20 protein-coding genes are annotated in these 23,945 nt (G+C 57.5%); 18 read left to right on the top strand and 2 right to left on the bottom strand.

From position 1 onward, the window contains the following. The first annotated feature begins 36 nt into the window (after nucleotides 1-36). From bamA to HF327_RS02910, 13 genes are all read left to right on the top strand, one after another. On the top strand, nucleotides 37-2,352 hold the full coding sequence (gene bamA / locus HF327_RS02970; protein WP_169106820.1) for an outer membrane protein assembly factor BamA: 2,316 nt from the start codon (nucleotides 37-39) through the stop codon (nucleotides 2,350-2,352). Continuing rightward, nucleotides 2,352-2,858 carry an OmpH family outer membrane protein gene (locus HF327_RS02965; RefSeq protein ID WP_099736393.1) on the top strand — a complete coding sequence of 169 codons (507 nt, stop codon included), beginning with the start codon at nucleotides 2,352-2,354 and terminating at the stop codon, nucleotides 2,856-2,858. Before bamA ends, HF327_RS02965 begins: the two co-directional genes overlap by 1 nt. 16 nt (nucleotides 2,859-2,874) lie before the next feature. Then, the gene (lpxD, locus tag HF327_RS02960) at nucleotides 2,875-3,876 is read left to right on the top strand and encodes a UDP-3-O-(3-hydroxymyristoyl)glucosamine N-acyltransferase (RefSeq protein ID WP_169106819.1); all 1,002 of its coding nucleotides are present in this window, start codon (nucleotides 2,875-2,877) and stop codon (nucleotides 3,874-3,876) included. Beyond that, nucleotides 3,876-4,316 carry a 3-hydroxyacyl-ACP dehydratase FabZ gene (gene fabZ / locus HF327_RS02955; RefSeq protein WP_099736395.1) on the top strand — a complete coding sequence of 147 codons (441 nt, stop codon included), beginning with the start codon at nucleotides 3,876-3,878 and terminating at the stop codon, nucleotides 4,314-4,316. Before lpxD ends, fabZ begins: the two co-directional genes overlap by 1 nt. A 6-nt stretch (nucleotides 4,317-4,322) precedes the next feature. Further along, the gene (gene lpxA, locus HF327_RS02950; protein WP_169106818.1) at nucleotides 4,323-5,120 is read left to right on the top strand and encodes an acyl-ACP--UDP-N-acetylglucosamine O-acyltransferase; all 798 of its coding nucleotides are present in this window, start codon (nucleotides 4,323-4,325) and stop codon (nucleotides 5,118-5,120) included. Between the two features lie 130 nt (nucleotides 5,121-5,250). Further along, a complete protein-coding gene (lpxB, locus tag HF327_RS02945; protein ID WP_169106980.1) occupies nucleotides 5,251-6,393 on the top strand; it encodes a lipid-A-disaccharide synthase in 1,143 nt (380 codons plus the stop codon). After that, complete coding sequence (gene rnhB / locus HF327_RS02940) at nucleotides 6,356-7,087, top strand: ribonuclease HII (RefSeq protein WP_169106817.1); 732 nt, start codon at nucleotides 6,356-6,358, stop codon at nucleotides 7,085-7,087. Before lpxB ends, rnhB begins: the two co-directional genes overlap by 38 nt. Before the next feature lie 108 nt (nucleotides 7,088-7,195). Further along, complete coding sequence (locus HF327_RS02935) at nucleotides 7,196-7,987, top strand: TrmH family RNA methyltransferase (protein WP_169106816.1); 792 nt, start codon at nucleotides 7,196-7,198, stop codon at nucleotides 7,985-7,987. A 171-nt stretch (nucleotides 7,988-8,158) separates the two neighbouring features. After that, nucleotides 8,159-9,322, top strand: a complete 1,164-nt coding sequence (gene carA, locus HF327_RS02930; protein ID WP_169106815.1) for a glutamine-hydrolyzing carbamoyl-phosphate synthase small subunit — start codon at nucleotides 8,159-8,161, stop codon at nucleotides 9,320-9,322. Further along, the gene (gene carB, locus HF327_RS02925; RefSeq protein WP_169106814.1) at nucleotides 9,322-12,573 is read left to right on the top strand and encodes a carbamoyl-phosphate synthase large subunit; all 3,252 of its coding nucleotides are present in this window, start codon (nucleotides 9,322-9,324) and stop codon (nucleotides 12,571-12,573) included. The genes carA and carB overlap by 1 nt, the downstream gene beginning before the upstream one ends. A gap of 219 nt (nucleotides 12,574-12,792) precedes the next feature. After that, nucleotides 12,793-13,269 (top strand): transcription elongation factor GreA, encoded by a 477-nt coding sequence (gene greA / locus HF327_RS02920; protein WP_099736401.1) that lies wholly within the window; start codon nucleotides 12,793-12,795, stop codon nucleotides 13,267-13,269. A gap of 121 nt (nucleotides 13,270-13,390) precedes the next feature. Then, on the top strand, nucleotides 13,391-13,810 hold the full coding sequence (locus HF327_RS02915) for a DUF4149 domain-containing protein (RefSeq protein ID WP_169106813.1): 420 nt from the start codon (nucleotides 13,391-13,393) through the stop codon (nucleotides 13,808-13,810). A gap of 46 nt (nucleotides 13,811-13,856) precedes the next feature. Then, the gene (locus HF327_RS02910; RefSeq protein WP_169106812.1) at nucleotides 13,857-14,744 is read left to right on the top strand and encodes a Kdo hydroxylase family protein; all 888 of its coding nucleotides are present in this window, start codon (nucleotides 13,857-13,859) and stop codon (nucleotides 14,742-14,744) included. A gap of 118 nt (nucleotides 14,745-14,862) precedes the next feature. Here HF327_RS02910 and HF327_RS02905 read toward each other — a convergent pair whose 3' ends face one another. Then, nucleotides 14,863-15,621, bottom strand: coding sequence for a glycosyltransferase (locus tag HF327_RS02905; RefSeq protein ID WP_198460392.1), 759 nt, complete (start codon nucleotides 15,619-15,621; stop codon nucleotides 14,863-14,865). A 65-nt stretch (nucleotides 15,622-15,686) separates the two neighbouring features. Then, nucleotides 15,687-16,151 carry a YhbY family RNA-binding protein gene (locus HF327_RS02900; protein WP_169106811.1) on the bottom strand — a complete coding sequence of 155 codons (465 nt, stop codon included), beginning with the start codon at nucleotides 16,149-16,151 and terminating at the stop codon, nucleotides 15,687-15,689. Nucleotides 16,152-16,183: 32 nt separating this feature from the next. Here HF327_RS02900 and HF327_RS02895 point away from each other — a divergent pair, with 32 nt between their 5' ends. The 5 genes from HF327_RS02895 to ppk1 all read left to right on the top strand — a co-directional run bounded on the left by HF327_RS02895 (nucleotide 16,184) and on the right by ppk1 (nucleotide 23,846). Next, entirely contained in the window at nucleotides 16,184-16,837 is a 654-nt protein-coding gene (locus tag HF327_RS02895) for an RlmE family RNA methyltransferase (protein ID WP_169106810.1), read from the top strand. 258 nt (nucleotides 16,838-17,095) lie between these two features. Then, entirely contained in the window at nucleotides 17,096-19,018 is a 1,923-nt protein-coding gene (gene ftsH, locus HF327_RS02890; protein ID WP_169106809.1) for an ATP-dependent zinc metalloprotease FtsH, read from the top strand. Between the two features lie 69 nt (nucleotides 19,019-19,087). Then, the gene (folP, locus tag HF327_RS02885) at nucleotides 19,088-19,936 is read left to right on the top strand and encodes a dihydropteroate synthase (protein WP_169106808.1); all 849 of its coding nucleotides are present in this window, start codon (nucleotides 19,088-19,090) and stop codon (nucleotides 19,934-19,936) included. Between the two features lie 50 nt (nucleotides 19,937-19,986). Next, complete coding sequence (gene glmM, locus HF327_RS02880) at nucleotides 19,987-21,321, top strand: phosphoglucosamine mutase (protein WP_169106807.1); 1,335 nt, start codon at nucleotides 19,987-19,989, stop codon at nucleotides 21,319-21,321. Nucleotides 21,322-21,773: 452 nt separating this feature from the next. Continuing rightward, on the top strand, nucleotides 21,774-23,846 hold the full coding sequence (gene ppk1 / locus HF327_RS02875; RefSeq protein ID WP_169106978.1) for a polyphosphate kinase 1: 2,073 nt from the start codon (nucleotides 21,774-21,776) through the stop codon (nucleotides 23,844-23,846). Nucleotides 23,847-23,945: the final 99 nt, after the last annotated feature.

Below are 23,945 nucleotides of genomic sequence, written 5' to 3'. Positions count from 1 at the left end.
CGCTACGGTAGGCCGCACTCGCGGCGATTTCCACTCATGAAAAAACATTTCAATCGCTTGGGCATGCGCTCTGCAACTGCCTTGGCTGCTATGGTTTTAGCTGCGCAGGCAGCATGGGCGCTGGAGCCCTTCAAGGTTCAAGATATTCGCGTCGAGGGCTTGCAGCGTGTAGAGGCCGGTACGGTCTTCGCCTCCATGCCTTTGCGCGTGGGAGATGACTACAACGACGAAAAGGGCGCAGCCGCTATTCGCTCGTTGTTTGCTCTGGGTCTATTCAAAGACATCCGTCTGGAAGCCAATGGCAATGTGCTGGTGGTGGTCGTTGAAGAGCGCCCCACCATTGCCGAAGTGAACTTCGCCGGCACCAAGGAGTTCGACAAAGACACCTTGACCAAGGCCATGCGCGATGTGGGGCTGGCTGATGGCCGCCCATTCGACAAGGCACTGGCGGACCGTGCGGAGCAGGAACTCAAGCGTCAGTACATCAACCGTAGCCTGTACGGCGCGGAGGTGGTGACTACGGTGACGCCTATTGAGCGCAACCGTGTGAACCTGACGTTCACTGTCTCTGAGGGTGACCCTGCCAAGATCAACGAAATTCATATCGTTGGTAACAAGGCATTCAAGGAGTCCACGCTCAAGGACCTGTTTGATCAGGACACCGGCAACTGGATGAGCTGGTACACCAAGTCGGACCGTTACGCTCGCAACAAGCTCAATGCCGATCTGGAGGCCTTGCGTTCCTACTATCTGCAGCGCGGCTATCTGGAGTTCCGTGTGGAGTCCACACAGGTTGCCATCTCGCCAGACAAGCAGAGCATTGGCTTGACCGTCAATGTGCATGAAGGAGACCAATACGTGGTTTCTGGCGTGAAGCTGGACGGCAACTTCCTGGATCGTGACGATGAGTTCAAGTCTCTGGTCAAGATCAAGCCCGGCGAGCCCTATAACGCTGACCAGGTTGCTGAAACGATCAAGGCTTTTACCGACTATTACAGTAATTTTGGCTTTGCCTTTGCCAAGGTTGAAGCGGTGCCTGAAATTGATCGCGCCAATAATCGCGTGAACATCGTCCTGCAGGCCCAGCCTTCACGCCGTGCCTATATTCGTCGTATCAGCGTCAGCGGTAATAACAAGACTCGCGACGAAGTGATTCGCCGTGAGTTCCGCCAGTTCGAAGCGTCATGGTATGACGGCCAGAAAATCAAGCTGTCGCGCGACCGCGTTGATCGTTTGGGCTTCTTCACGCAAGTGGAGATTGAAACGCAGGAAGTGCCGGGCTCTCCCGATCAGGTTGATCTGATGATCAATGTGGTGGAAAAACCCACAGGCTCGATTCAGCTGGGTGCTGGTTTCTCGAGTGCTGAAAAGGTTTCGCTGTCTTTTGGTATCAAGCAGGAAAACGTTTTTGGCTCCGGTAATTACCTGGGCCTGGACGTTAATACCAGCAAATACAACCGCACCATGGTGGTTTCGACCACCAATCCGTATTTCACGGATACGGGCATCTCGCGCACTTACGACCTGTACTACCGTACAACGCGTCCTTACTATGATGATGCTGCTTACAAGATCATCACCAAGGGTGCAAGCGTGCGCTTTGGTGTGCCGTTCAGTGAGGTGGATACCATCTTCTTTGGCGCAGGTGTCGAAGGCAATGAAATCAGGCCCGGCTCGTATATGCCGGGTATCTACAGCGAGTATTGTGGCGGTACGACTGCATCTAATACGGGTTGCTCCAAGACTGGCATTCCTCTGACTTTGGGCTGGTCTCGTGATAATCGAGATAGCGCACTGGCACCTAATGCCGGCCGTTATCAGCGCCTGAATCTGGAAGCGTCGTTCATGAGCGATATGCGCTACATGAAGGCTAATTACCAGGTCCAGCAATACATTCCCCTGAACAAGAAGTACACGATTGCGCTGAATGGCGAGTTGGGCTGGGGTAAGGGTATTGGCGGTAACCCATATCCTATTTTCAAGAACTTCTATTCGGGTGGTCTGGGTTCGGTGCGTGGTTTTGAACAAGGCTCGCTGGGTCGCCGTGATACCGTGAATACGAATCTGGCGCTTGGTGGTACACGCAAGCTGACTCTGAATGGTGAATTCATGGTGCCGTTCCCCGGTGCTGGTAATGACAGAACCCTGCGTCTGTTCACATTTGTAGACGTAGGTAATGTATGGGCGGAAGGTGAAAGCATGGAGCTGAACTCCCTGCGTGCCTCCACAGGTATCGGTATTAGCTGGATTTCGCCATTGGGCCCCCTGCGTTTGGCTTATGCTCAGCCTATTCGCAAGGAAACCGGCGATAGAATCCAGAAACTGCAATTCCAAATCGGAACATCTTTCTAATGAAATCTCTTTCTAGCCATCTTTCTCTGGCTGTGCTGCTGGGCGCCATGGCCGTCTCTGCGCATGCACAGGAATTCAAGGCAGGTTTTGTGAATACGGATCGTATCTTCCGTGAAGCATCTGCAGCCAAGGCTGCCCAAGCCAAGCTTGAGCAGGAATTTTCCAAGCGCGAAAAGGAATTGGTCGATCAAGGTAACACCTTGAAGACTGCTTCGGACAAGTTCGAGCGTGAAGCCCCCACGATGGCTGAAAGCCAGCGTGCTTCGCGTCAGCGTCAGCTGGTGGATCAGGATCGTGAATTTCAGCGCAAGCGCCGCGAATTCCAGGAAGACCTGAATGCCCGCAAGAACGAAGAACTGGCAACGGTTCTGGATCGTGCGAACAAGGTGGTCAAGCAAGTCGCCGAAGCTGAAAAGTACGACGTGATCCTGCAAGAAGCTGTGTATATCAACCCCAAGTTTGATATCACAGACAAGGTGATCAAGACCTTGAACGGCGCAAAGTAATCTCAAGGATACTTTTGTGAGCGTTCTATTGGGACACATTCTCGATGCGCTCGGCGGAGAACTGGTGGGTGGCGATCGCGAGATGACTATTTCTCGCATCGCTCCACTGGACTCCGCAGACCATGGTGATCTGAGCTTTTTAAGCAATCCCCGCTATCGCCAGCAACTGGCCGCCTCTCAGGCGGCTTGTGTCATTGTGGCTCCACCTCTGCGTGATGAAGCGGCGCAGCGCGGTGCTTGCATCGTCACGGCTGACCCCTATGCTTATTTCGCACGGGCTACCCAGTGGTGGAAGGCACATCAGCAGGGTGGAAAGCTGCAAGGCATTCATCCCACAGCCGTGGTCGAAGCGTCTGCACAAGTTCATGTCACGGCCTATGTCGGGCCGCTGTGTGTGGTGGAAGCGGGCGCCGTGATTGGCGCGGATACAGTGCTCAAGTCGCGCGTCACCATCAGCAGTAGCTGTGTGGTGGGCGAGCGCTGCATTGTGCATGCTGGCGTGGTGATTGGTGCGGACGGCTTTGGCTTTGCACCTTCGGCAGGTCAGTGGGAAAAGATTGAGCAGCTGGGCTGCGTACGCATTGGCAATGATGTCGAAATCGGTGCCAACACCTGCATAGATCGCGGGGCACTGGACGACACCATCATTGAAGACGGCGTCAAGATCGATAATCTCGTTCAAATTGCCCATAACGTGCACATTGGTGCCCATACGGTGATTGCAGGCAACACCGGCATTGCGGGCAGTGCGCGCATTGGCAAGCGCTGTCAGATTGGCGGCGCGGCAAATATTCTGGGGCACTTGACGATTGCGGATGGAACGGTGATCTCGCCGACCTCCATGGTCACTCGTTCCTTGCCCAAGGCAGGTTTTTACACAGGCATCTTTCCGTTGCAAGAAAACGAGCAATGGGAAAAGAACGCTGCAACATTCAGGCAGCTGTATGCGCTCCGTGAGCGCATCAAAAAGCTTGAACAAACGCTGGCTGAGGGTCAGCGTAGCAACAACGGAAATTGATGATGGATATTCAAGAAATTCTCAAGCAACTGCCTCACCGCTATCCCTTCCTCCTGGTGGACCGGGTGCTGGAGCTTGAGAGCAACACTCGCATCAAGGCGATCAAGAACGTCACTTTCAACGAGCCGTTCTTCACAGGTCACTTCCCTGGTCGTCCCGTCATGCCTGGCGTGCTGATTCTTGAAGCCCTGGCACAGGCCGCAGGCCTGCTGGCCTTTGATGCCATGGGCCAGGTGCCCGATGAAAACAATATCTACTATTTCGTGGGTATTGATTCCGCACGTTTCAAGCGTCCCGTGGTGCCGGGAGATCAGCTGGCTCTGGAAATCACCATTGATCGCGTGCGCGGTGGCATCTGGAAGTTCAATGCTGTTGCCAGCGTGGACGGCGAAGTGGCTGCGGAAGCGCAACTGATGTGCACCATGCGCCACGTGGGATAAGCATTGATGGCGTCAGCGAGTTTGATTCACCCCACCGCAGTTATCGACCCTGCGGCGCAACTTGATACCTCTGTATCGGTGGGGCCTTATGCCGTCATCGGGCCAGATGTGCGCATTGCTGCCAACACCAAGGTGGGGGCACATTGCGTGATTGAAGGTGCGACCACCATTGGTTGCGATAACCAGATTTTTCAGTTTGCTTCGCTGGGTGCTCAGCCCCAGGACAAGAAGTACGCGGGCGAGCCTACGCGGCTGGTGATCGGCGACCGCAACACGGTGCGCGAGTTCTGTACCTTCAATCTGGGTACGGCGCAGGATCGTGGCGAGACCACGATCGGTGACGACAACTGGATCATGGCCTATGTGCATATTGCGCACGATTGCATCGTGGGCAATAACACCATTTTGGCCAACAACGCCACACTGGCGGGTCATGTGCATGTGGACGACTGGGCCATCTTGGGCGGCCTGACTGGCGTGCACCAGTTCACCCACATCGGTGCGCATGTGATGGCCGGCTTTGCCAGTCATATCTCTCAAGATGTGCCGCCCTTCATGATGGTGGACGGCAACCCGCTGGCGGTGCGCGGCTTCAATGCCGAAGGCCTGCGCCGCCGCGGTTTTACACCGGAGCGACTGGCTGCCGTCAAGCAAATGCACAAGTTGCTGTACCGCCAGGGCTTGACGCTGGAGGCGGCCAAGCAGGCGATTGAAGCCATGAAGGCTGATATGCCTGAGGCCGCGCAAGATGTAGAACGCATGCAGGCCTTTCTGGCGGCATCGACACGCGGTATTGCGCGCTGAGTAAGTCTCAGGCTCTGCAAAACTGATAGCGGCTAGCGCTGCTTCCATCAAAGATTGAGACGTGAATAGCTCTGAAACCTCCAAGCAGATAGCGCAAGCTACTGCAGACTCCGTAGCGCCCAGCATTGCCATGGTGGCGGGTGAGGCCTCGGGCGATTTGCTCGCTTCCCTGCTGCTCGATGGCCTGCGCCAGCGCTGGCCTGATGCAACGTCGATGGGCATTGGCGGCGAGAGGATGCAGGAGCGCGGTTTTGAGGCGTGGTGGCAGTCTGAACGACTGGCCGTGCACGGTTACAGCTGGGAGGTTCTGGCCCGCGTGGCGGAGCTGCTGGGCATTCGCAAAAAGCTGCGCCAGCGCCTGATTGCGCACCCGCCCTCGGTCTTTGTGGGGGTGGATGCGCCGGACTTTAACTTGGGTCTTGAAACCAAGCTGCGCGAGGCCGGTGTTAAAACCGTGCATTTCGTGTGTCCCTCCATCTGGGCCTGGCGTGCGGATCGCATCGAAAAGATCCGCCGCGCGGCCGACCATGTGCTGTGCATCTTTCCGTTCGAGCCAGAGCTGCTGGCCCAGCACGGCATTGAGGCGACCTATGTCGGTCACCCGCTGGCTCAGGTGATTCCGCTGCACCCCGATCGCGCTGCCGCGCGAGGGCGTCTGGGTTTGCCTGAAGAGGGCTTGGTGCTGGCTTTGCTGCCCGGCAGCCGCCGTTCCGAGGTGCGCTATATCGCTTCCGGCTTTTTTAAGGCTGCAGCCCTGGTGCAGAAAGCGCTGCCAGCTACAAAAATTGTAGTGCCTGCCGTTCCTTCTTTGTATGAAGAAGTCAAGCGCATTGCTGCAGAGGCAGGCATGGCGGACAAGGTGCTCATCGTCAAGGGTCAGTCCCACGATGTATTGGCCGCCTGCGATTGCACGCTGATTGCCAGCGGCACCGCCACGCTGGAGGCCGCGCTCTACAAGCGCCCCATGGTCATCAGCTACAGCATGCACCCCTGGAGCTGGCGCCTGATGAAGCGCAAGCAGCTCCAGCCATGGGTGGGGCTGCCCAATATTCTGTGCGGCGATTTTGTCGTGCCCGAGTTGCTGCAAGACGCCGCAAGCCCGGAGGCACTGGCGCAAGCCGCACTGTGCTGGCTCCGAGCCAGCCAGGATTCTCCTGCCACCATTGAAGCGCTGGTTGAGCGCTTCACTGCGCTACATCACGAACTGCGTCGAGATACTGCCGAACTGGCTGCCCATGCGATCGAAAAAATCATTGCCTCCCCTGCTGCTTGAGCAAGATAGCCTGCCCTGGCATCCGCCCGGGCTGGTTGCAGGGGTGGATGAAGCTGGGCGCGGCCCGCTGGCGGGCCCGGTGGTGGCTGCGGCCGTCATCCTGGATGACATGAAGCCCATTACGGGTCTGAACGACTCCAAAAAGCTCACGGCCAACCGCCGTGAGGTGCTGTATGACGAAATCCGCGCCAAGGCGCTGTGCTTTTGCATAGCGCAGGCATCCGTGCAGGAAATTGACGAAATCAACATTCTTCAGGCCACGCTGCTGGCCATGCGCCGCGCGGTGATGGGCTTGCGCCTCAAGCCCGTGCTGGTGCTGGTCGATGGCAATCAGCTGCCGCAGATTGATGTGCAGGCCGAGGCCATCATCAAGGGCGATTCGCTGGTGCAGGCCATCTCTGCCGCGTCCATTCTGGCCAAGGTCACGCGCGACCGCTGGTGCGAGCGGCTGGATGCCCAATATCCGCAATACGGTTTTGCAGGCCACAAGGGCTATGGCACGGCGGCCCATCTTGCGGCGCTGCGCACCCATGGTGCGACGGCTGAGCATCGCCGATCTTTCTCGCCGGTGGCGCAGGTGCTGTTGGCCGGTCAGGTGTGCGAGGGTGCCGCAGCTCAGCCTGTGCTTTGCGAGACCGGGCTTTCCGGCGTGACTTCCACATGGCAGATGTCGCAGGCGTCGCTGTACGCGTAACTTAAACCTGAGTGCGGCACAGGGCCGGCTCAGGCGCTTTATCTTCAGATCATTCAAGCTCGGCAGGCATGAGCAGGCCGGGTTTTCTTTTTTTATCCAGAGGTTGACATGGCTGCACGCCCTCAAGTCACGGAAATTCATTCGCGCGACAACGCATTCGTCAAAGAGCTGCGCCGCCTCTCGCAAGACAGTACGGCCTATCGCAAGCAGGGCCACGTCTGGCTCGAAGGCGATCACCTGTGCCGCGCTGCACTGGCGCGTGGTTTGACGCCTAAAGCCGCCGTCTTTGCGCAGTCTTTCTGGCCTCAAGCGCCTGAGGAATGGGTGCATGCAGCGAGCAAAGTCATAGTGATTGCCGATGCGCTGTTCGATGAAATCAGCAGTCTGGAATCCCCGGCGCGGATGGGCTATGTGATGGACTGGGATGCGGGCGTTCAGGTGCAGTCCGGCGTGGCCACCGTGCTGCTCGATCGTGTGCAGGATGCTGGCAATGTGGGTTCCATCTTGCGCAGCGCCGCGGCCTTTGGTTTTAGGCAGATCGTGGCGCTCAAGGGTACAGCTGCGCTGTGGAGTCAGAAGGTGCTGCGTGCAGGCATGGGGGCTCACTTTGGACTGCATCTGGTGGAGGCCGCTGCGATTGAAGATGTCCAGTCGTTGGGCGTGCCGCTGATAGTGACCAGCTCTCATCAGGGGACATTGATTCATGAAGCCAATCTCCCCTGGCCTTGTGCATGGGCCATGGGTCATGAAGGGCAGGGCGTTGGTGATGCCTTGATGGAGATGGCTGAGCACCGCATCAGCATTGCTCAGCCGGGGGGTGAGGAGTCACTCAACGTCGGTGCGGCTGCTGCAATTTGCCTGCATGCAAGCAGCGTAAGCATGCTTCTGCGAAGAGGGTAATCCCGAGGCCTTTCAAGGGGCTGTAGCCGACCACCCCTATAATGGGCGGCTTTCAAGCATTCCTTCATACGCCTAGCGACGCTTCCTCGCCATTCCCTGCAGACAAAATGTCCCAGCACACATGCCGGGGCTTCGTTGGGCGTAACCGTAATTAAAAAACCGGAGAACCCTGTGCTTTTGTCTCTCAAGGGAAATTTCCCATCCGCCATTCTGGCGCTCGCAGACGGCACGGTCTTTATTGGCAACTCGATTGGTGCGCAAGGCACCACCGTTGGTGAAGTCGTTTTCAACACTTCGCTGACTGGCTATCAAGAAATCCTCACTGACCCCAGCTACTGCCAGCAGATCGTGACACTCACGTATCCGCATATCGGCAACTACGGCGTCAACTCAGAGGACGTCGAGGCTGACAAGATCCATGCCGCAGGTCTGATCATCAAGAACCTGCCATTGCTGGCCAGCAACTTCCGCAGCGAGCAAACGCTGTCGGAGTACCTGATTGCTGGCAACACCGTGGCGATTGCCAACATCGATACCCGCAAGCTCACACGTCTGCTGCGAGACCAAGGCGCACAAAACGGTGCGATCGTAGGCCTGGCTGCCGGCGAAGCCGTGACGCAAGCCAAGATCGACGAAGCTATTGCTGCTGCCAAGGCTGCCCCTAGCATGAAGGGTCTGGACCTGGCCAAGGTGGTGACCACCGACAAGTCTTACGCATGGACAGAGACCGAGTGGAAGCTGGGCCAAGGCTACGGCAAGCTCGAAGCGCCCAAGTTCAAGGTCGTGGCCTATGACTTTGGCGTGAAGAAGAACATTCTGCGCATGCTGGCCGAGCGTGGCTGCGACGTGACCGTCGTGCCTGCCCAGATGCCTGCCAAGGATGTGCTGGCGATGAACCCCGATGGTGTGTTCCTCTCCAACGGCCCTGGCGACCCCGCACCTTGCGACTACGCCATTGCTGCTGCACAAGAGATCATGGCTGCCAAGATGCCTTTGTTTGGTATCTGCCTGGGCCATCAGATCATGGCGCTGGCCTCTGGTGCCAAGACCTTCAAGATGCAAAACAGCCACCACGGTGCCAACCACCCTGTTAAGGATCTGGATTCCGGCCGCGTCAGCATCACCAGCCAGAACCACGGCTTTGCGGTGGAAGTGGAGTCGTTGCCTGCCAACACCCGCGCCACGCATATCAGCCTGTTTGACGGCACGCTGCAAGGCATGGAGCGCACCGACGTTCCAGCCTTCTGCTTCCAGGGTCACCCCGAAGCATCGCCCGGCCCCAACGATATCGGCTATCTGTTTGACCGCTTCACTGCGCTGATGGAGAAGAACTAATGCCTAAGCGCAACGACCTTAAAAGCATTCTGATTATTGGCGCCGGTCCCATTGTGATCGGTCAGGCCTGCGAGTTTGACTACTCCGGCGTGCAGGCCTGCAAGGCCCTGCGCGAAGAGGGTTACAAGGTCATTCTGATCAACAGCAACCCCGCCACGATCATGACCGACCCCGCGACTGCGGACGTCACATACATCGAACCCATCACCTGGCAGACGGTCGAGAAGATCATCGCCAAGGAACGCCCCGATGCCATCTTGCCCACCATGGGTGGCCAGACCGCGCTGAACTGCGCGCTGGACCTGTGGAAGCATGGCGTACTGGATAAGTACAAGGTTGAATTGATCGGCGCCAAGCCTGAAGCCATCGACAAGGCCGAAGACCGCTCCAAGTTCAAGGACGCCATGACCAAGATTGGTCTGGGTTCCGCACGTTCCGGCATCGCCCACACCATGGACGAAGCCTGGGCGGTGCAAAAGGAAATGGGCTTCCCCACCGTCATTCGCCCCAGCTTCACGCTGGGCGGCACCGGCGGCGGCATTGCCTACAACCCTGAAGAGTTCGAAACCATCTGCAAGCGCGGTCTGGAGGCTTCGCCTACCAACGAGCTGCTGATTGAAGAATCTCTGCTGGGCTGGAAAGAGTACGAGATGGAAGTGGTGCGCGACACCGCTGACAACTGCATCATCGTTTGCTCGATCGAAAACCTGGACCCCATGGGCGTGCACACCGGCGACTCCATCACCGTGGCGCCTGCTCAGACGCTGACCGACAAGGAATACCAGATCATGCGTAATGCATCTCTGGCGGTTCTGCGCGAAATCGGTGTGGACACCGGCGGCTCCAACGTGCAGTTCTCGGTGAACCCCAAGGACGGTCGCATGATCGTCATTGAGATGAATCCCCGCGTCTCGCGTTCGTCGGCACTGGCTTCCAAGGCCACTGGCTTCCCCATCGCCAAGATCGCGGCCAAGCTGGCTGTGGGCTTTACGCTGGACGAGCTGAAGAACGAAATCACCGGTGGTGCAACCCCTGCTTCGTTCGAGCCTTCGATCGATTACGTGGTCACCAAGATCCCACGTTTCGCGTTCGAGAAGTTCCCCGCTGCTGATGACCGCCTGACCACCCAGATGAAGTCTGTGGGCGAAGTGATGGCCATTGGTCGTACCTTCCAGGAATCCTTCCAGAAGGCCCTGCGTGGTCTGGAAGTTGGCGTGGACGGCATGAACGAAAAGACCCAGGATCGCGAGATTCTGGAAAAGGAACTGGGCGTGCCCGGTCCCGACCGCATCTGGTATGTGGGTGACGCTTTCGCGGCCGGCTGGACGCTGGACGAAGTGCACAACATCACCAAGATCGACAAGTGGTTCCTGGTGCAGATCGAAGAGATCATCAAGATCGAACTCGAACTGGATCAAGTCGCTGCCGCCAAGGGCGAAGGCGCTCTGGCATCGCTGGATGAGGGTACTCTGCGCGCCTTGAAGCAAAAGGGCTTCTCGGACCGCCGTCTGGCCAAGCTGCTGCACACCACCGACAAGGCCGTGCGTGAAGCACGCAAGGCCTTGAAGGTGCGCCCTGTGTTCAAGCGAGTGGATACTTGCGCGGCCGAATTTGCTTCCAACACGGCGTACATGTATTCCACGTACGACGAGGAATGCGAAGCTGCGCCCACGGACAAGAAAAAGATCATGGTGCTGGGCGGTGGCCCCAACCGTATCGGCCAGGGTATCGAATTTGACTACTGCTGCGTGCACGCCGCCATGGCCATGCGCGAAGATGGTTACGAAACCATCATGGTCAACTGCAACCCCGAAACGGTTTCGACCGACTACGACACCTCCGACCGCCTGTACTTTGAGCCGCTGACGCTGGAAGATGTGCTGGAAATCGTGGATGTGGAGCAGCCCGAAGGCGTGATCGTGCAATACGGCGGTCAGACTCCATTGAAACTGGCCTTGGGTCTGGAACGCGAAGGCGTGAAGATCATTGGTACCACACCCGACATGATCGATGCGGCCGAAGACCGTGAGCGCTTCCAGAAGCTGCTCAACGATCTGGGCCTGCGCCAGCCGCCGAACGCCACCGCTCGTACCGAGCCTGAAGCGCTGGAAAAAGCGGCCGCCTTGGGTTACCCCTTGGTGGTGCGTCCTAGCTACGTGCTGGGCGGCCGTGCGATGGAAATCGTGCATGAGCAGCGTGATCTGGAGCGCTACATGCGCGAAGCCGTCAAGGTTTCCAACGACTCGCCCGTGCTGCTGGATCACTTCCTGTCCAACGCCATCGAGTGCGATGTGGACTGCGTGCGTGACCACACTGGTGCCGTGTACATCGGCGGTGTGATGGAGCACATCGAACAAGCTGGCGTGCACTCCGGTGACTCCGCTTGCTCGCTGCCTCCTTACTACCTGAAGGCCGACACTGTGGCTGAAATCAAGCGCCAGACCGCTGCCATGGCCGAAGGCCTGAGCGTGGTGGGCCTGATGAACGTGCAGTTCGCCATCAAGGAAGTGGACGGTCAGGACGTGATCTACGTGCTGGAAGTGAACCCCCGCGCTTCTCGTACCGTGCCTTTCGTCTCCAAGGCGACTGGCGTGCAACTGGCCAAGGTGGCCGCACGCTGCATGGCCGGCCAGACGCTGGCTGAGCAGGGCGTGACCAAGGAAGTGACACCTCCTTACTTCAGCGTCAAGGAAGCCGTGTTCCCATTCGTGAAGTTCCCCGGTGTGGACACCATTCTCGGCCCCGAGATGAAGTCCACCGGTGAAGTCATGGGGGTGGGCAAGACTTTCGGTGAAGCCTTTGTGAAGAGTCAGCTGGGTGCTGGTGTGCACCTGCCTGCCGAAGGCAAGGTCTTCCTGTCGGTGAAGAATAACGACAAGGCACGCGCCGTGGCTGTGGCCAAGGAGCTGGTCGCCATGGGTTACAGCCTGAGTGCAACCCGCGGCACAGCTGCGGCACTGGAGGCCGCTGGCATGTCCGTGCAGGCTGTGAACAAGGTGACTGAGGGCCGTCCTCACGTGGTTGACATGATCAAGAATGGCGACATCGCCATGGTCATCAACACCGTGGAAGAGCGCCGCAACGCCATCGCTGATTCGCGCCAGATCCGTACCAGCGCCTTGCTGGCTCGCGTGACGACCTTCACTACCATCTTCGGCGCGGAAGCAGCTGTGGAAGGCATGAAGGCCATGCGTGGTAATCTAGATGTGCATTCCGTGCAGGAACTGCACGCCATGCTGATCAAGGCCTGAGAAGCCTGAATCCAGCTCAGTCCGTAAGGGCTGCCGGGTTTTTACCGGATTTTTGCCCTGTCAAACGGGGCATAATCATCGGTAATGTATTTGAACCGCCGCGCGGCAACGTGCGGCGGTTTGCTTTTGGGGCACAGGCCCCTGTTTGGCGTTGCCAGGCAGATCTGTGCGAAAAGTGCCGCGCAGTGCGCGGCGTTTGCTGAATTTGGAGACTCGATCATGGCCACCATCCCAATCACCAAGCGCGGAGCAGAAAAGCTCAAGACTGAACTGCAGCGCCTGAAGACTGTGGAGCGTCCCGCCGTCATTCAAGCCATTGCCGAAGCACGCGCTCAGGGTGACTTGAGCGAAAACGCCGAATACGAATCCGCGAAGGAACAGCAGGGCTTCATCGAAGGTCGCATTATCGAAGTGGAAGGCAAGCTGTCCGCTGCGCAAATCATCGACCCCACCGGTCTGGATGCGGGCGGTCGCGTGGTGTTTGGCGCCACGGTGGATCTGGAAGACGAAGACAGCGGCACTGCCGTGACCTACCAGATCGTGGGTGAAGACGAGGCCGACCTCAAGCACGGCCTCATCAACGTCTCCAGCCCCATCGCCCGAGCCTTGATTGGCAAGGAAGAGGGCGATACCGCTGTGGTGCAGGCACCCGGTGGCGAGCGTCGTTACGAAATCGTGGGCGTTAAATATATCTAACCCCTGAGGGGCGTTGCGTCTTTCCCTCTCTGCTTTGCCGAGGGGAACGACGGCCTCGCTGCGGGGCGGCCCTTGCTCGCTGCCTCTGTGGAGGTCGTGCGGATGTTAAGGATTGCTGACTATGTTTGACCGTTTGCCTGTTTTTTTGGCCGCTTTGTGGTGGGGCAGTCTGTGCTCTATTGGCTTTGTGGCTGTGCCCATGCTGTTCGTTAATTTGCCCGCGCCAGCGATGGCAGGCTTTATGGCAGCCAAGCTGTTTGCGGCGCAGACATGGATTTCGATAGCATGTTGCGGTCTACTGCTGGTCTTTTCAAAGCGAAAGCATGCTGAAAAGATTGAGGAGTGGGCGCAAGCCGCTATTGGTTTTGTGATCGCAGGCATGTTGCTAGCACTGATCGTGCAGTACGGCGTATCGCCCAAGATCGTGGCGCGTGAGAATCTAAAGCTCTGGCACAGCGTTGGCACAGGGATGTATGCCTTGCAGTGGCTGTGTGCCGCCATCGTGCTGTGGCGCGTTGCAGGCGTTCGCAAGCAGGCTTGATCCAGCCCAAGCCCGGCAAAGCGGCTGGGAGTAAACTGCCAAGGCCATGGAATCTCAAATCGTAAAAATCGACGCGACCGACTGGAGCAATGTCCAGCGGCGCGATGAATGGACTGCTGCCGTCGAGGCGGGCAAGTTGCTGTACTTTCCGCAACTGACCTTTCAACTGACCGAGCAGGAAAAAACGCTGCTGCGCCCCGATGTGCGCGACCCCAAGGCGCGCAATATCAGCCTCAATGTGGATGGTTCGATCAAGGGCGTTGCAGGCGATGAAGCCACGCAAAAGCAGGTCGCTGCCATGGTCGGCCGCTTTCGCGATCAGGCCACGGGTCTGATTGCCAGCTTGTTCCCCGATTACATGCCTGTGGTGCGCATGGCGCCCACCAGCTACCGCCCCTCGCAGGTTGAAACGCGCGCTCAGTCATGGCGTGCGGACGACAAGCGCATGCATGTGGACGCTTTCCCATCGCGGCCCAACTACGGCGAGCGCATCTTGCGCGTGTTCACCAATGTGAACCCCGCAGGCCAGCCGCGCGTGTGGCGTGTGGGCGAGCCATTCACCGATGTTGCCAAGCGCTTTGTGCCTCGTGCCAAGCCTTATAGCGCCTGGCAAGCGAAGGCGCTGGAGCTGCTGCATGTGACCAAGTCTTATCGCAGCGAGTACGATCACCTGATGCTGCAGCTGCACGACGGGATGAAGGGCGATATGGACTACCAGCAAAACGCGCCACAGGAGACTGTGCCGTTTGCTGCTGGCTCAACCTGGGTGTGTTTTTCCGATCAGGCTGTGCACGCGGTGATGTCGGGCCAGTACATGCTGGAGCAGACTCTGTTTCTGCCGCCGGGCAGCGAATACAACCCAGCGGCAAGCCCGCTGTCCATTCTGTCGCGCATGAAGGGCTACTCGCTGGTGGATGCCAAGCATCGCAAGTAGGTTGCGCTATCCATTCTGTAGCGCGAAATGCTTAACAAAAAAGGCGTTGAACCTTGTGGTCAACGCCTTTTGTTTTGGCTGCATAGCAATGCAGCAGACAGTTATCAGGGGTGAGGGGTCAGCCCCAAGCCTTTTCGATCCATTTGGCCGGCTCGATATGACGGAAGCGCTTGTTGCGGCGGCCTTCCAGAGCATCGGGTGGGTTCACTTCACCGTGGAAAATCACGATGCGAGCATCCGCAGGCGGCACAGGCTCTTTCCAGTAATTGGTGGGCCAGGTCGGAATGCAGTAGTACTTGAAGCTCGGGCACCAGCCGGCAGGCCAGTAATCCAGCTTGCCTTGCTTGTGCAGAAAGTGCGACAGGTACTCCTGCTCATTGCGGTATTTGGCACGCATTTCTTCGGTGTTGGCGCGGAAGTTCTCAAGAACATCGGCATGCGCACCCAGCTCAAAACGGTAGACCGAGGAATTTCCGACAATGCGCTTGCCAAAGCGCCAAAAGCGCGGGTAGTCGTGAATGATGCGAAAGTCACCGGGCAGCGCAAAGAACTCATCCAGGCTGCCCACAATGACCACATCCAGATCGAGGAATAACGCCTGACCTTTAAGGCCATGCAGGTCTCGCTCAAAGGTCGTGAGCTTTTTCCAGGCTCCGTCACGCTGGCCCGGGGCCAGGTGAATGTTCAAGTCGGGAATGGGCAGGCATTCCACTTCGGAACGAATCCCTTCAGTGCTGTCGGTCAAGCAGACAAAGCGAAAATCTCCGCTGAGATGGCGGCGCACCATGGCATAGAGTCGATTGACGTACTCCGGGCCGTACTTGGTGCCCCATTTCATGCAAAGAATGTGGCGTTGCTGCTGTGTGGTCTGAACCATGGATAAGCGGTCTCAGCGAAGAAAATAGCAAATGAGCGATGTGTGGCGGATCTTGAGGACCCGAATCAGTGGCCTTTTTTGACCGACTTTTGCTTGGGCTTGGCGCGCTTGATCGTGCCGCCAGCTGTCAGGCGCTGGTTGCCCAGTACGCGCAGTTGCTTGACTTCAGGCTTGGAGCCGGCGCGGCCAAACTTCAGCACTTTGATATCACGAGGGCCGGGCATGCGGTCTTCGTCGTGCTGACGTTCCTTCTCAGGAATGGGGCGCCACAGCACGAGCAATTTGCCGATGTGCTGGATGGGCGCTGCGCCGAGTTCGTCGCAAAGCTTCAGATAAATTTGCTCACGGCTGGCACGGTCGTCGCCAAAAACGCGGACCTTGATCAGGCCATGGGCATTGAGTGCGGCGTCCACTTCCTTCTGTACTGCAGGAGTCAAACCATCGCCACCGATGAGGACAACAGGGTCCAGATGGTGGGCTTCAGCACGGTGTTCCCGGCGCTGGGCAGGAGTTAATTCAATTTGGGGCATACCCGTATTATCAAGGCTGCGAGAATCTAGGTATGAAAACGAAAACTAAAAGTAAGAAGGTCAATAAGAATTGGCTGCACGATCACCTCAATGATCCGTATGTAAAAGCCGCTCAAAAGGATGGCTACCGCGCTCGCGCGGCCTACAAACTCAAAGAAATTGATGAGTCTTTCAAGCTCATTAAGCCCGGCCACACTGTGGTTGACTTAGGCTGCACTCCCGGCGCGTGGAGCCAGTATGTGCGCCGTCGCCTCTCGCCCACAGGTGCTGCCGTGGGTGAGTTGAATGGCCGAATCATCTCTCTGGACTTGCTGCCCATGGACCCTATCGAGGGCGTGCAGTACATTCAGGGCGACTTTCGCGAAGAGTCGGTGCTGGCTCAGCTGGAGGAAGCCATGCAAGGCGGCAAAGCTGATATCGTGGTCTCGGACATGGCGCCCAACCTTTCGGGCAGTGGCGTAACCGATGGTGCGCGGGTCGCTTTGTTGATCGAAATGGCCGTTGAGTTTGCCATCAATAACATGAAGCCTGAAGGGACATTGGTGGTCAAACTCTTCCACGGTAGCGGCTACAACGAGTTGGTGGACTTGTTCAAGCAGACTTTCAAGTTGGTTAAACCCATCAAGCCCAAGGCTTCGCGCGACCGTTCTTCCGAGATATTCTTGGTGGGCATTGGCCTTAAATAGCCTTTGAGCCCACTGTGTAAACAGGTTCTAAGGGCATTTTCTTGCATGGCTTGCTTAAGCAAGTCTATGAAAGTGATAGTGCAAAGCCTTGGTAAATCATTGGCTTAGCGCTGTTTCAGCGCAAGACCGCATTCTGCCTATGGCTGCAATAGGAGGAAATAGCCGTCTTTGGCGCTTGAAAGACCTAAAATGAACCTCAACTAGGTTTAGAAGTTCCCTTCTGGGCCTTTTCGTCTGAATATTCCTTTGGAGCCCCGCTTGAACAATCAGTGGTTTTCAAAAGTCGCCGTCTGGCTGGTCATCGCCATGGTGCTGTTTACGGTGTTCAAACAGTTTGACACCCGAGGCGCTGGTGGTGCATCTCATGTTGGCTACTCGGAATTCCTGGAGCAGGTTCGCAGTAACCGCATCAAGTCTGCAACCATTCAGGAAGGTGCCGGGGGCACCGAGGTTGTGGCGACCACAACCGATGATCGCAAGATCCGTACCACTGCCACTTACCTGGACCGTGGTTTGGTCGGCGACCTGATCAATAACAACGTCAAGTTTGACGTGAAGCCCCGCGAGGAAGGTTCGCTGCTCATGACTTTGCTCGTGAGCTGGGGTCCCATGCTGCTGCTGATCGGCGTGTGGGTCTACTTCATGCGTCAGATGCAGGGCGGTGGCAAGGGTGGTGCGTTCAGTTTTGGCAAGTCCAAGGCTCGCATGCTTGATGAAAACAGCAATACCGTAACTTTTGCGGATGTAGCTGGTGCCGACGAAGCCAAGGAAGAGGTTAAGGAAGTCGTTGACTTCCTGAGAGACCCCAACAAGTTCCAGAAGCTGGGTGGTCGTATTCCTCGTGGCCTCCTGCTGGTGGGCCCTCCTGGTACTGGTAAGACCTTGCTGGCCAAGTCCATTGCAGGCGAAGCCAAGGTTCCTTTCTTCTCGATCTCGGGTTCTGACTTCGTGGAAATGTTCGTTGGCGTGGGCGCTGCCCGTGTCCGCGACATGTTCGAAAATGCGAAGAAGAATGCGCCTTGCATTATCTTTATCGATGAAATCGATGCCGTGGGCCGCCAACGTGGCGCCGGCATGGGTGGCGGTAACGATGAGCGTGAACAGACGCTGAACCAGATGCTGGTTGAGATGGACGGTTTTGAGACCAACCTCGGCGTGATCGTGGTGGCTGCAACCAACCGCCCTGACATTCTGGATGCCGCTTTGCTGCGCCCCGGTCGTTTTGACCGTCAGGTGTATGTCACGCTGCCCGATATCCGTGGTCGTGAACAGATCCTCAATGTGCACATGCGCAAGATCCCCGTTGGCCAAGACGTGAACCCCGCGATCATTGCCCGCGGCACGCCCGGTATGTCAGGTGCTGATCTGGCAAACCTGTGCAATGAAGCTGCCCTGATGGCTGCCCGTCGCAATGCGCGCACGGTCGAGATGCAGGACTTCGAAAAGGCCAAAGACAAGATCATCATGGGCCCTGAGCGCAAGAGCATGGTCATGCCTGAGGAAGAGCGCCGCAACACGGCCTACCACGAAGCAGGCCACGCTCTGATTGGTAAGCTGCTGCCTAAGTGCGACCCCGTGCACAAGGTGACCATCATTCCACGTGGCCGTGCGCTGGGTGTGACGATGAGCCTTCCCGAGAAAGATCGGTATTCCTACGACAAGGAGTTCATGCTGAACCAGATCGCGATGCTGTTTGGTGGACGTATTGCTGAAGAAGTGTTCATGAACCAGATGACGACTGGTGCATCGAATGACTTTGAGCGTGCGACCCAGATTGCCCGTGACATGGTCACCCGCTATGGCATGAGTGATGCTCTGGGCACCATGGTGTACTCCGAGCAGGAAGGCGAGCCTTTCCTGGGCCGTTCTTTCAGCCGTGGCTCCAGCCTGTCTGAAGCCACAATGCAAAAGGTGGACGATGAGGTTCGCCGCATCATCGATGAGCAGTACACGCTGGCGCGCAAGTTGATCGAAGACAATAGCGACAAGATGCACGCCATGGCCAAGGCTATGCTCGACTGGGAAACCATCGATGCAGAGCAGCTCGATGACATCATGGCAGGCAAGGATCCCCGTCCCCCCAAGGACTGGACACCTCGTAACCCTCCTTCATCGGATGGTGGTAATTCGTCGGGCGGTACTCCTGCAGCCAGTGCAGACCCAGCGCCGACAACCGCTTAAAAGTTTAAGCACATGAACAAAAGGTCCCTTGTGGACCTTTTGTTTTTTCACTTTCAAGATCGGATCTTTATGTTCCAGCAGTGGCAAACATCGCGCTTTCTTTTGCAACTCGACAAACCTCAGGTCATGGGGATTGTGAATGTGACCCCGGACTCTTTTTCCGATGGAGGTAAACACACCGGCGTGTCTCAGGCGATGGCGCATGCAGAACTGCTTCTGAAGCAGGGCGCGCATATTCTGGATATTGGTGGTGAGTCCACAAGGCCAGGGTCGCCGGCTGTCAACTTGGAAGATGAGCTGGATCGTGTATTGCCCATGCTGCGAGAGGCCGTCAAGCTCAATGTGCCAATTTCCGTGGATACCTATAAGCCAGAGGTCATGCAGGCTGCTCTGGATATAGGCGCAGACATCATTAATGACATCTGGGCGTTGCGCCAACCGGGTGCTTTTGAGGTGGTCAGCAAGCACCGAAACTGTGGCGTTTGCCTGATGCACATGCACAAGACGCCTCAGGACATGCATCTCAACCACATGCAGGGGAATGCGGTTGCTCACGTTGCAGGCTTTCTGCAGCAAGTCACTCTGCCCTTGCTGGATGCGGGGGTGGAGCGCTCGCGCATCGTCTGGGATTATGGCATTGGCTTTGGCAAAAGCGTGGCACAAAATTTTGCCTTGCTGGCACATCAACAGGCGTTGCTGGGACTAGACTTTCCCCTTCTCGCAGGATGGTCGCGCAAAGGCTCTCTGGGGCAGGTTTCTGGTTTGCCTGTGGAAGAGCGGATGGTGCCCAGTGTGGCAGCTGCTTTGCTGGCGGTCGACCGTGGTGCACGAATCGTGCGCGTGCATGACGTGAAAGATACGGTGGCGGCGCTATCTGTCTGGCAGGCCATGCATGATGAAGATGCAATGACCGTTTGAGCGCAAGCGTAAAAGCAAGAATATTGAATCAGTAAAAGGAAAACGAGAACATGGCACGACAGTATTTCGGTACCGATGGGATTCGCGGAACAGTCGGCAAGTCGCCTATTACCCCTGATTTTGCTTTGCGCCTGGCGCACGCGGTGGGTCGTGTGCTGCGTCGCACGCAAGAGCGTCCCTTGGTGCTGATCGGCAAGGACACTCGTATTTCCGGCTATATGCTGGAGAGTGCGCTGGAGTCAGGCTTTAACTCTGCGGGCGTCGATGTCATGCTGCTGGGGCCATTACCCACTCCGGGGGTGGCTTACCTCACGCGTGCTCAGCGCGCCAGTCTGGGTGTGGTGATCAGCGCCAGTCATAACCCGTTTTATGACAACGGCATCAAATTCTTCAGCGCGGAAGGCACCAAGCTGCCGGACTCCTGGGAGGAAGAGGTCGAGGCGGCTCTTGAGGATGAGCCTGTCTGGGCAGAATCTGCCGCTCTGGGCAAGGCCCACCGTCTGGCAGATGCAGCTGGCCGCTATATCGAATTTTGCAAAAGCACGTTTGACCATAGTCTGTCGCTGCGCGGGCTGAAGATTGTGGTTGATGCGGCGCACGGTGCTGCCTATCAGATTGCACCCAAGGTCTTTCACGAATTGGGTGCGAATGTGGTGGCCATCGGCTGCTCGCCGGATGGCCTGAATATCAACGAAGGCGTGGGGGCAACCCACCCCGAGGCGCTGGTGATGGCCGTGCGCGCTAACAATGCTGACTATGGCGTTGCGCTGGATGGCGATGCTGACCGGCTGCAGCTGGTGGATGCACAGGGTCGCCTCTACAACGGCGACGAGTTGCTGTATCTCATGGCGGCTGACCGCCTGGCAGCAGGCGGTGCAGTGCCCGGCGTAGCAGGTACCTTGATGACCAATATGGCGGTTGAGCTGGCAATCAAAGCACAAGGTATGGGCTTTGTGCGCAGCAAAGTCGGTGACCGCTATGTGCTGGAAGCGCTGAAAACCAACGGTTGGCAACTGGGGGGGGAAAGCTCGGGCCATCTGCTGGCTCTGGACAAGCACACCACCGGTGACGGTCTGGTCAGCGCTTTGCAGGTGCTGCAGGCGTGTGTGCGCTCGAATAAGACGATTGCACAGTGGCTGGAGAAGGTGACGCTGTTCCCTCAAGTCATGATCAATGTGCGTTTGCAGCCGGGTCAAGACTGGAAGAGCAACCAGCAGCTGCCTCAGGAGCAGGCGGAGGTGGAAAAGCTGCTGGGCAACGATGGCCGCGTGCTGATTCGCGCCAGCGGAACAGAGCCCCTGGTGCGCGTCATGGTCGAAGCGCGAGATGCCGCCATGGCCAGCACCTGCGCAGAGCGACTCGCTGCAATCGTCAGGGGCAGTTAAATCGTTGAAGACTGTCATAGACAGTCTTCAACGTCACCAATTGGTCATGCGATTGTCACAAAGCGACGGCAGACTGTGAGCATGCCCTCAAGGGCGCTTCAGGCTCTGCAGGCCGCTGTTGACACATGTCCCAATCCTCTCAAGCCAGCTCTGGCTCTGCTTCTTCTTTTCTCAACTCCGCTACAACCCAGGCCGAAGAGGCTTTGGCGCAGCCCTTGCCAGTGCCTGCAAAGGTGGCCGAAACAGGTCCCGCATCGCTGGGGCTGGCTCACGATCTGCATGGTCTGGGTGGACAAGTGTCGCGCCTTGGGTTGGCGGCAGTTGCGAAACCTCAGTCTGACGGGCAACATGGCACGACCGGCAAGGCGTTGGCTGAGCCGGTCAAAGCTGTCACTAAAGCGCCGCGCAGGCGTCGTGCAGCGCCCAAGACTGAGGTTGCCATGCCCACTGCGATGGATCAGACGATTGAGCCGACTCTGGAGCTTCTGGATCGTGATCAAAATATTCTCATCTTCAATGAGCGGGTACTGAGCTGGGCCGAGCGCGAAGACGTTCCGCTACTTGAGCGCCTACGCTATCTGTGCATTGTTTCTTCCAATCTCGACGAATGGTTTGAAGTGCGTTGCGCACCGCATGTCTCTGCTGCCAAGGCAGGAGACGAACTGGGCACCTATACTATTGCCAGCTTTGAGCGGCTGATGGCGACGGCACATGCTCTGGTCGCCAAGCAGTACCAGCTCTACAACCAGTCCATCATTCCCGCGTTCAACAAGCATGCGATTCGCCTGATTTCGCATGGCGATCGCAGCGCGGCACAGCGCAAGTGGGTGCGTGAATATTTTCTGCGTGAAGTTCAGCCTTTGCTGATGCCAGTGGGGCTTGATCCATCACACCCCTTCCCGCAAGTGGCCAACAAGGCGCTGAATTTCATTGTGCGCCTCAATGGCGTGGACGCTTTTGGGCGCGCCAATGAGGTGGCAATTGTCAAAGTGCCGCGCGCCTTGCCGCGACTGATCCGGGTGCCGGAAAAAATCTCGGGCAAGCAAAAACTGTTTGTCAGCATCTCCAGTGTCGTACGGGCGCACTTGGCCGAGTTATTCCCGGGGCGCGAAGTGTCGGAGTTCTCGCAGTTTCGCGCCACCCGCCATTCCGATTTGGCCGTCGATGATGACGATGTCGTCGATTTGCGCATGGCACTGCGCCAAGGCCTGCATCATCGTCACTACGGCCAGGCGGTGCGGTTGGAGGTGTCATCGTCTTGTTCGGTGGAGCTGTCTGATCTGCTGCTGGAGCAATACGGTCTGCCTGCGCAGGCGCTGTTCCGAGTCAAGGGGCCTGTCAATCTGGTGCGCCAGATGCAGCTGATTGATCTGGTGGATGACCCTGCCTTGCTGTTTCCCAAATGGAAGCCCGCATGGCCCACGCAGCTCACGCCCGGTCGCTCCATCATGGCGCAGATGCGCAAGAGCGACATCATCATTCACCAGCCCTTTGAGAGCTTTGATGGCGTGCTGGAGTTGTTGCGCGAGGCCGTCAACGACCCACAGGTGCTGGCCATCAAGCAGACGATTTATCGCACCGGCACCGACTCCGAAATCATGAACTTGCTGGCTGAGGCCGTGAGTCGTGGCAAGGAAGTGCTGGCGGTGCTGGAGCTCAAGGCCCGCTTTGATGAAGAGGCCAATATCAACTGGGCCGAGAAGCTGGAATCGCTGGGCGTGCAAGTAGTCTACGGCGTGGTCGGTCTCAAGACACACGCCAAGATGCTGCTGATTACGCGCCGTGAAAAGCGCACCAACCAGCTCAAGCGCTACGCTCATCTGTCCACAGGCAACTACAACGCGCGCAGCGCAAGGCTCTACACCGACATCAGTCAGCTGACCTGCAATGCAGAAATGACGGCCGATATGGATGCGGTGTTTCGCCATCTCTCCAGCCACAACACCCTACCCAAGCTGCAAAAGCTGGTGATGGCACCGTTTCATCTGCAAAGCAGCATGCTGGAGCTGATTGGCAAGGTGGCTGCTGCTGCCGCCCGTGGCGAGCGGGCACGCATGGTGCTCAAGATGAATGCGCTGACCGATGAGCCGCTGATCCGGGCATTGGTTGCCGCAGGGCAAAAGGGGGCGCAGATTGATCTCATCGTGCGCGGCAGCTGCATGCTGCCGGCGCAGCGCCCCGGGGTGACGGACAACATCCGCGTGCGCTCCATCATTGGTCGCTTTCTGGAGCATTCACGCGTCTTCTACTTTGCGTGGGGCGATGAGGAGGAGCTGCTGCTGTCCAGCGCCGACTGGATGAACCGCAACATGCTCAGCCGCGTGGAGCTGGCTTGGCCGGTGTTGGACAAGAAGCTGCGCCAGCGCGTGATCGACGAGTGTCTGGTGGCTTATATGGGCGACGACCGCGATGCGTGGTTGCTGGATGCCTCGGGTGTTTATCGGAAGCCTCTGCATCCGCTGGATGGCAAGGGTGCCCAGCAGGCACTGATGGCGCGCTATGGCGGGGAGAAACTTGCCAAGTAATCTTTAAAAATGTGAGCTTCTTGCGCTTGATAAGCATGGGTTTCGAAGTTTTTTGATGCTGAAGCTCATGAATGAATTGCGCAAGCAGCTCTCATTCTT

Source organism: Comamonas suwonensis (genome assembly GCF_012844455.2).
Taxonomy (GTDB): domain Bacteria; phylum Pseudomonadota; class Gammaproteobacteria; order Burkholderiales; family Burkholderiaceae_C; genus Comamonas; species Comamonas suwonensis.
This window is presented reverse-complemented; position numbering and strand designations above follow the sequence as displayed.

Excerpts from the sequence above, each read along its gene's own strand:
- bamA (WP_169106820.1), top strand. The coding sequence starts at position 37 with ATGAAAAAACATTTCAATCGCTTGGGCATGCGCTCTGCAACTGCCTTG.
- HF327_RS02965 (WP_099736393.1), top strand. The coding sequence starts at position 2,352 with ATGAAATCTCTTTCTAGCCATCTTTCTCTGGCTGTGCTGCTGGGCGCC.
- fabZ (WP_099736395.1), top strand. The coding sequence starts at position 3,876 with ATGATGGATATTCAAGAAATTCTCAAGCAACTGCCTCACCGCTATCCC.
- lpxA (WP_169106818.1), top strand. The coding sequence starts at position 4,323 with ATGGCGTCAGCGAGTTTGATTCACCCCACCGCAGTTATCGACCCTGCG.
- lpxB (WP_169106980.1), top strand. The coding sequence starts at position 5,251 with ATGGTGGCGGGTGAGGCCTCGGGCGATTTGCTCGCTTCCCTGCTGCTC.
- rnhB (WP_169106817.1), top strand. The coding sequence starts at position 6,356 with ATGCGATCGAAAAAATCATTGCCTCCCCTGCTGCTTGAGCAAGATAGC.
- HF327_RS02935 (WP_169106816.1), top strand. The coding sequence starts at position 7,196 with ATGGCTGCACGCCCTCAAGTCACGGAAATTCATTCGCGCGACAACGCA.
- carB (WP_169106814.1), top strand. The coding sequence starts at position 9,322 with ATGCCTAAGCGCAACGACCTTAAAAGCATTCTGATTATTGGCGCCGGT.
- greA (WP_099736401.1), top strand. The coding sequence starts at position 12,793 with ATGGCCACCATCCCAATCACCAAGCGCGGAGCAGAAAAGCTCAAGACT.
- HF327_RS02915 (WP_169106813.1), top strand. The coding sequence starts at position 13,391 with ATGTTTGACCGTTTGCCTGTTTTTTTGGCCGCTTTGTGGTGGGGCAGT.
- HF327_RS02910 (WP_169106812.1), top strand. The coding sequence starts at position 13,857 with ATGGAATCTCAAATCGTAAAAATCGACGCGACCGACTGGAGCAATGTC.
- HF327_RS02905 (WP_198460392.1), bottom strand. The coding sequence starts at position 15,621 with ATGGTTCAGACCACACAGCAGCAACGCCACATTCTTTGCATGAAATGG.
- HF327_RS02900 (WP_169106811.1), bottom strand. The coding sequence starts at position 16,151 with ATGCCCCAAATTGAATTAACTCCTGCCCAGCGCCGGGAACACCGTGCT.
- HF327_RS02895 (WP_169106810.1), top strand. The coding sequence starts at position 16,184 with ATGAAAACGAAAACTAAAAGTAAGAAGGTCAATAAGAATTGGCTGCAC.
- folP (WP_169106808.1), top strand. The coding sequence starts at position 19,088 with ATGTTCCAGCAGTGGCAAACATCGCGCTTTCTTTTGCAACTCGACAAA.
- glmM (WP_169106807.1), top strand. The coding sequence starts at position 19,987 with ATGGCACGACAGTATTTCGGTACCGATGGGATTCGCGGAACAGTCGGC.
- ppk1 (WP_169106978.1), top strand. The coding sequence starts at position 21,774 with ATGGATCAGACGATTGAGCCGACTCTGGAGCTTCTGGATCGTGATCAA.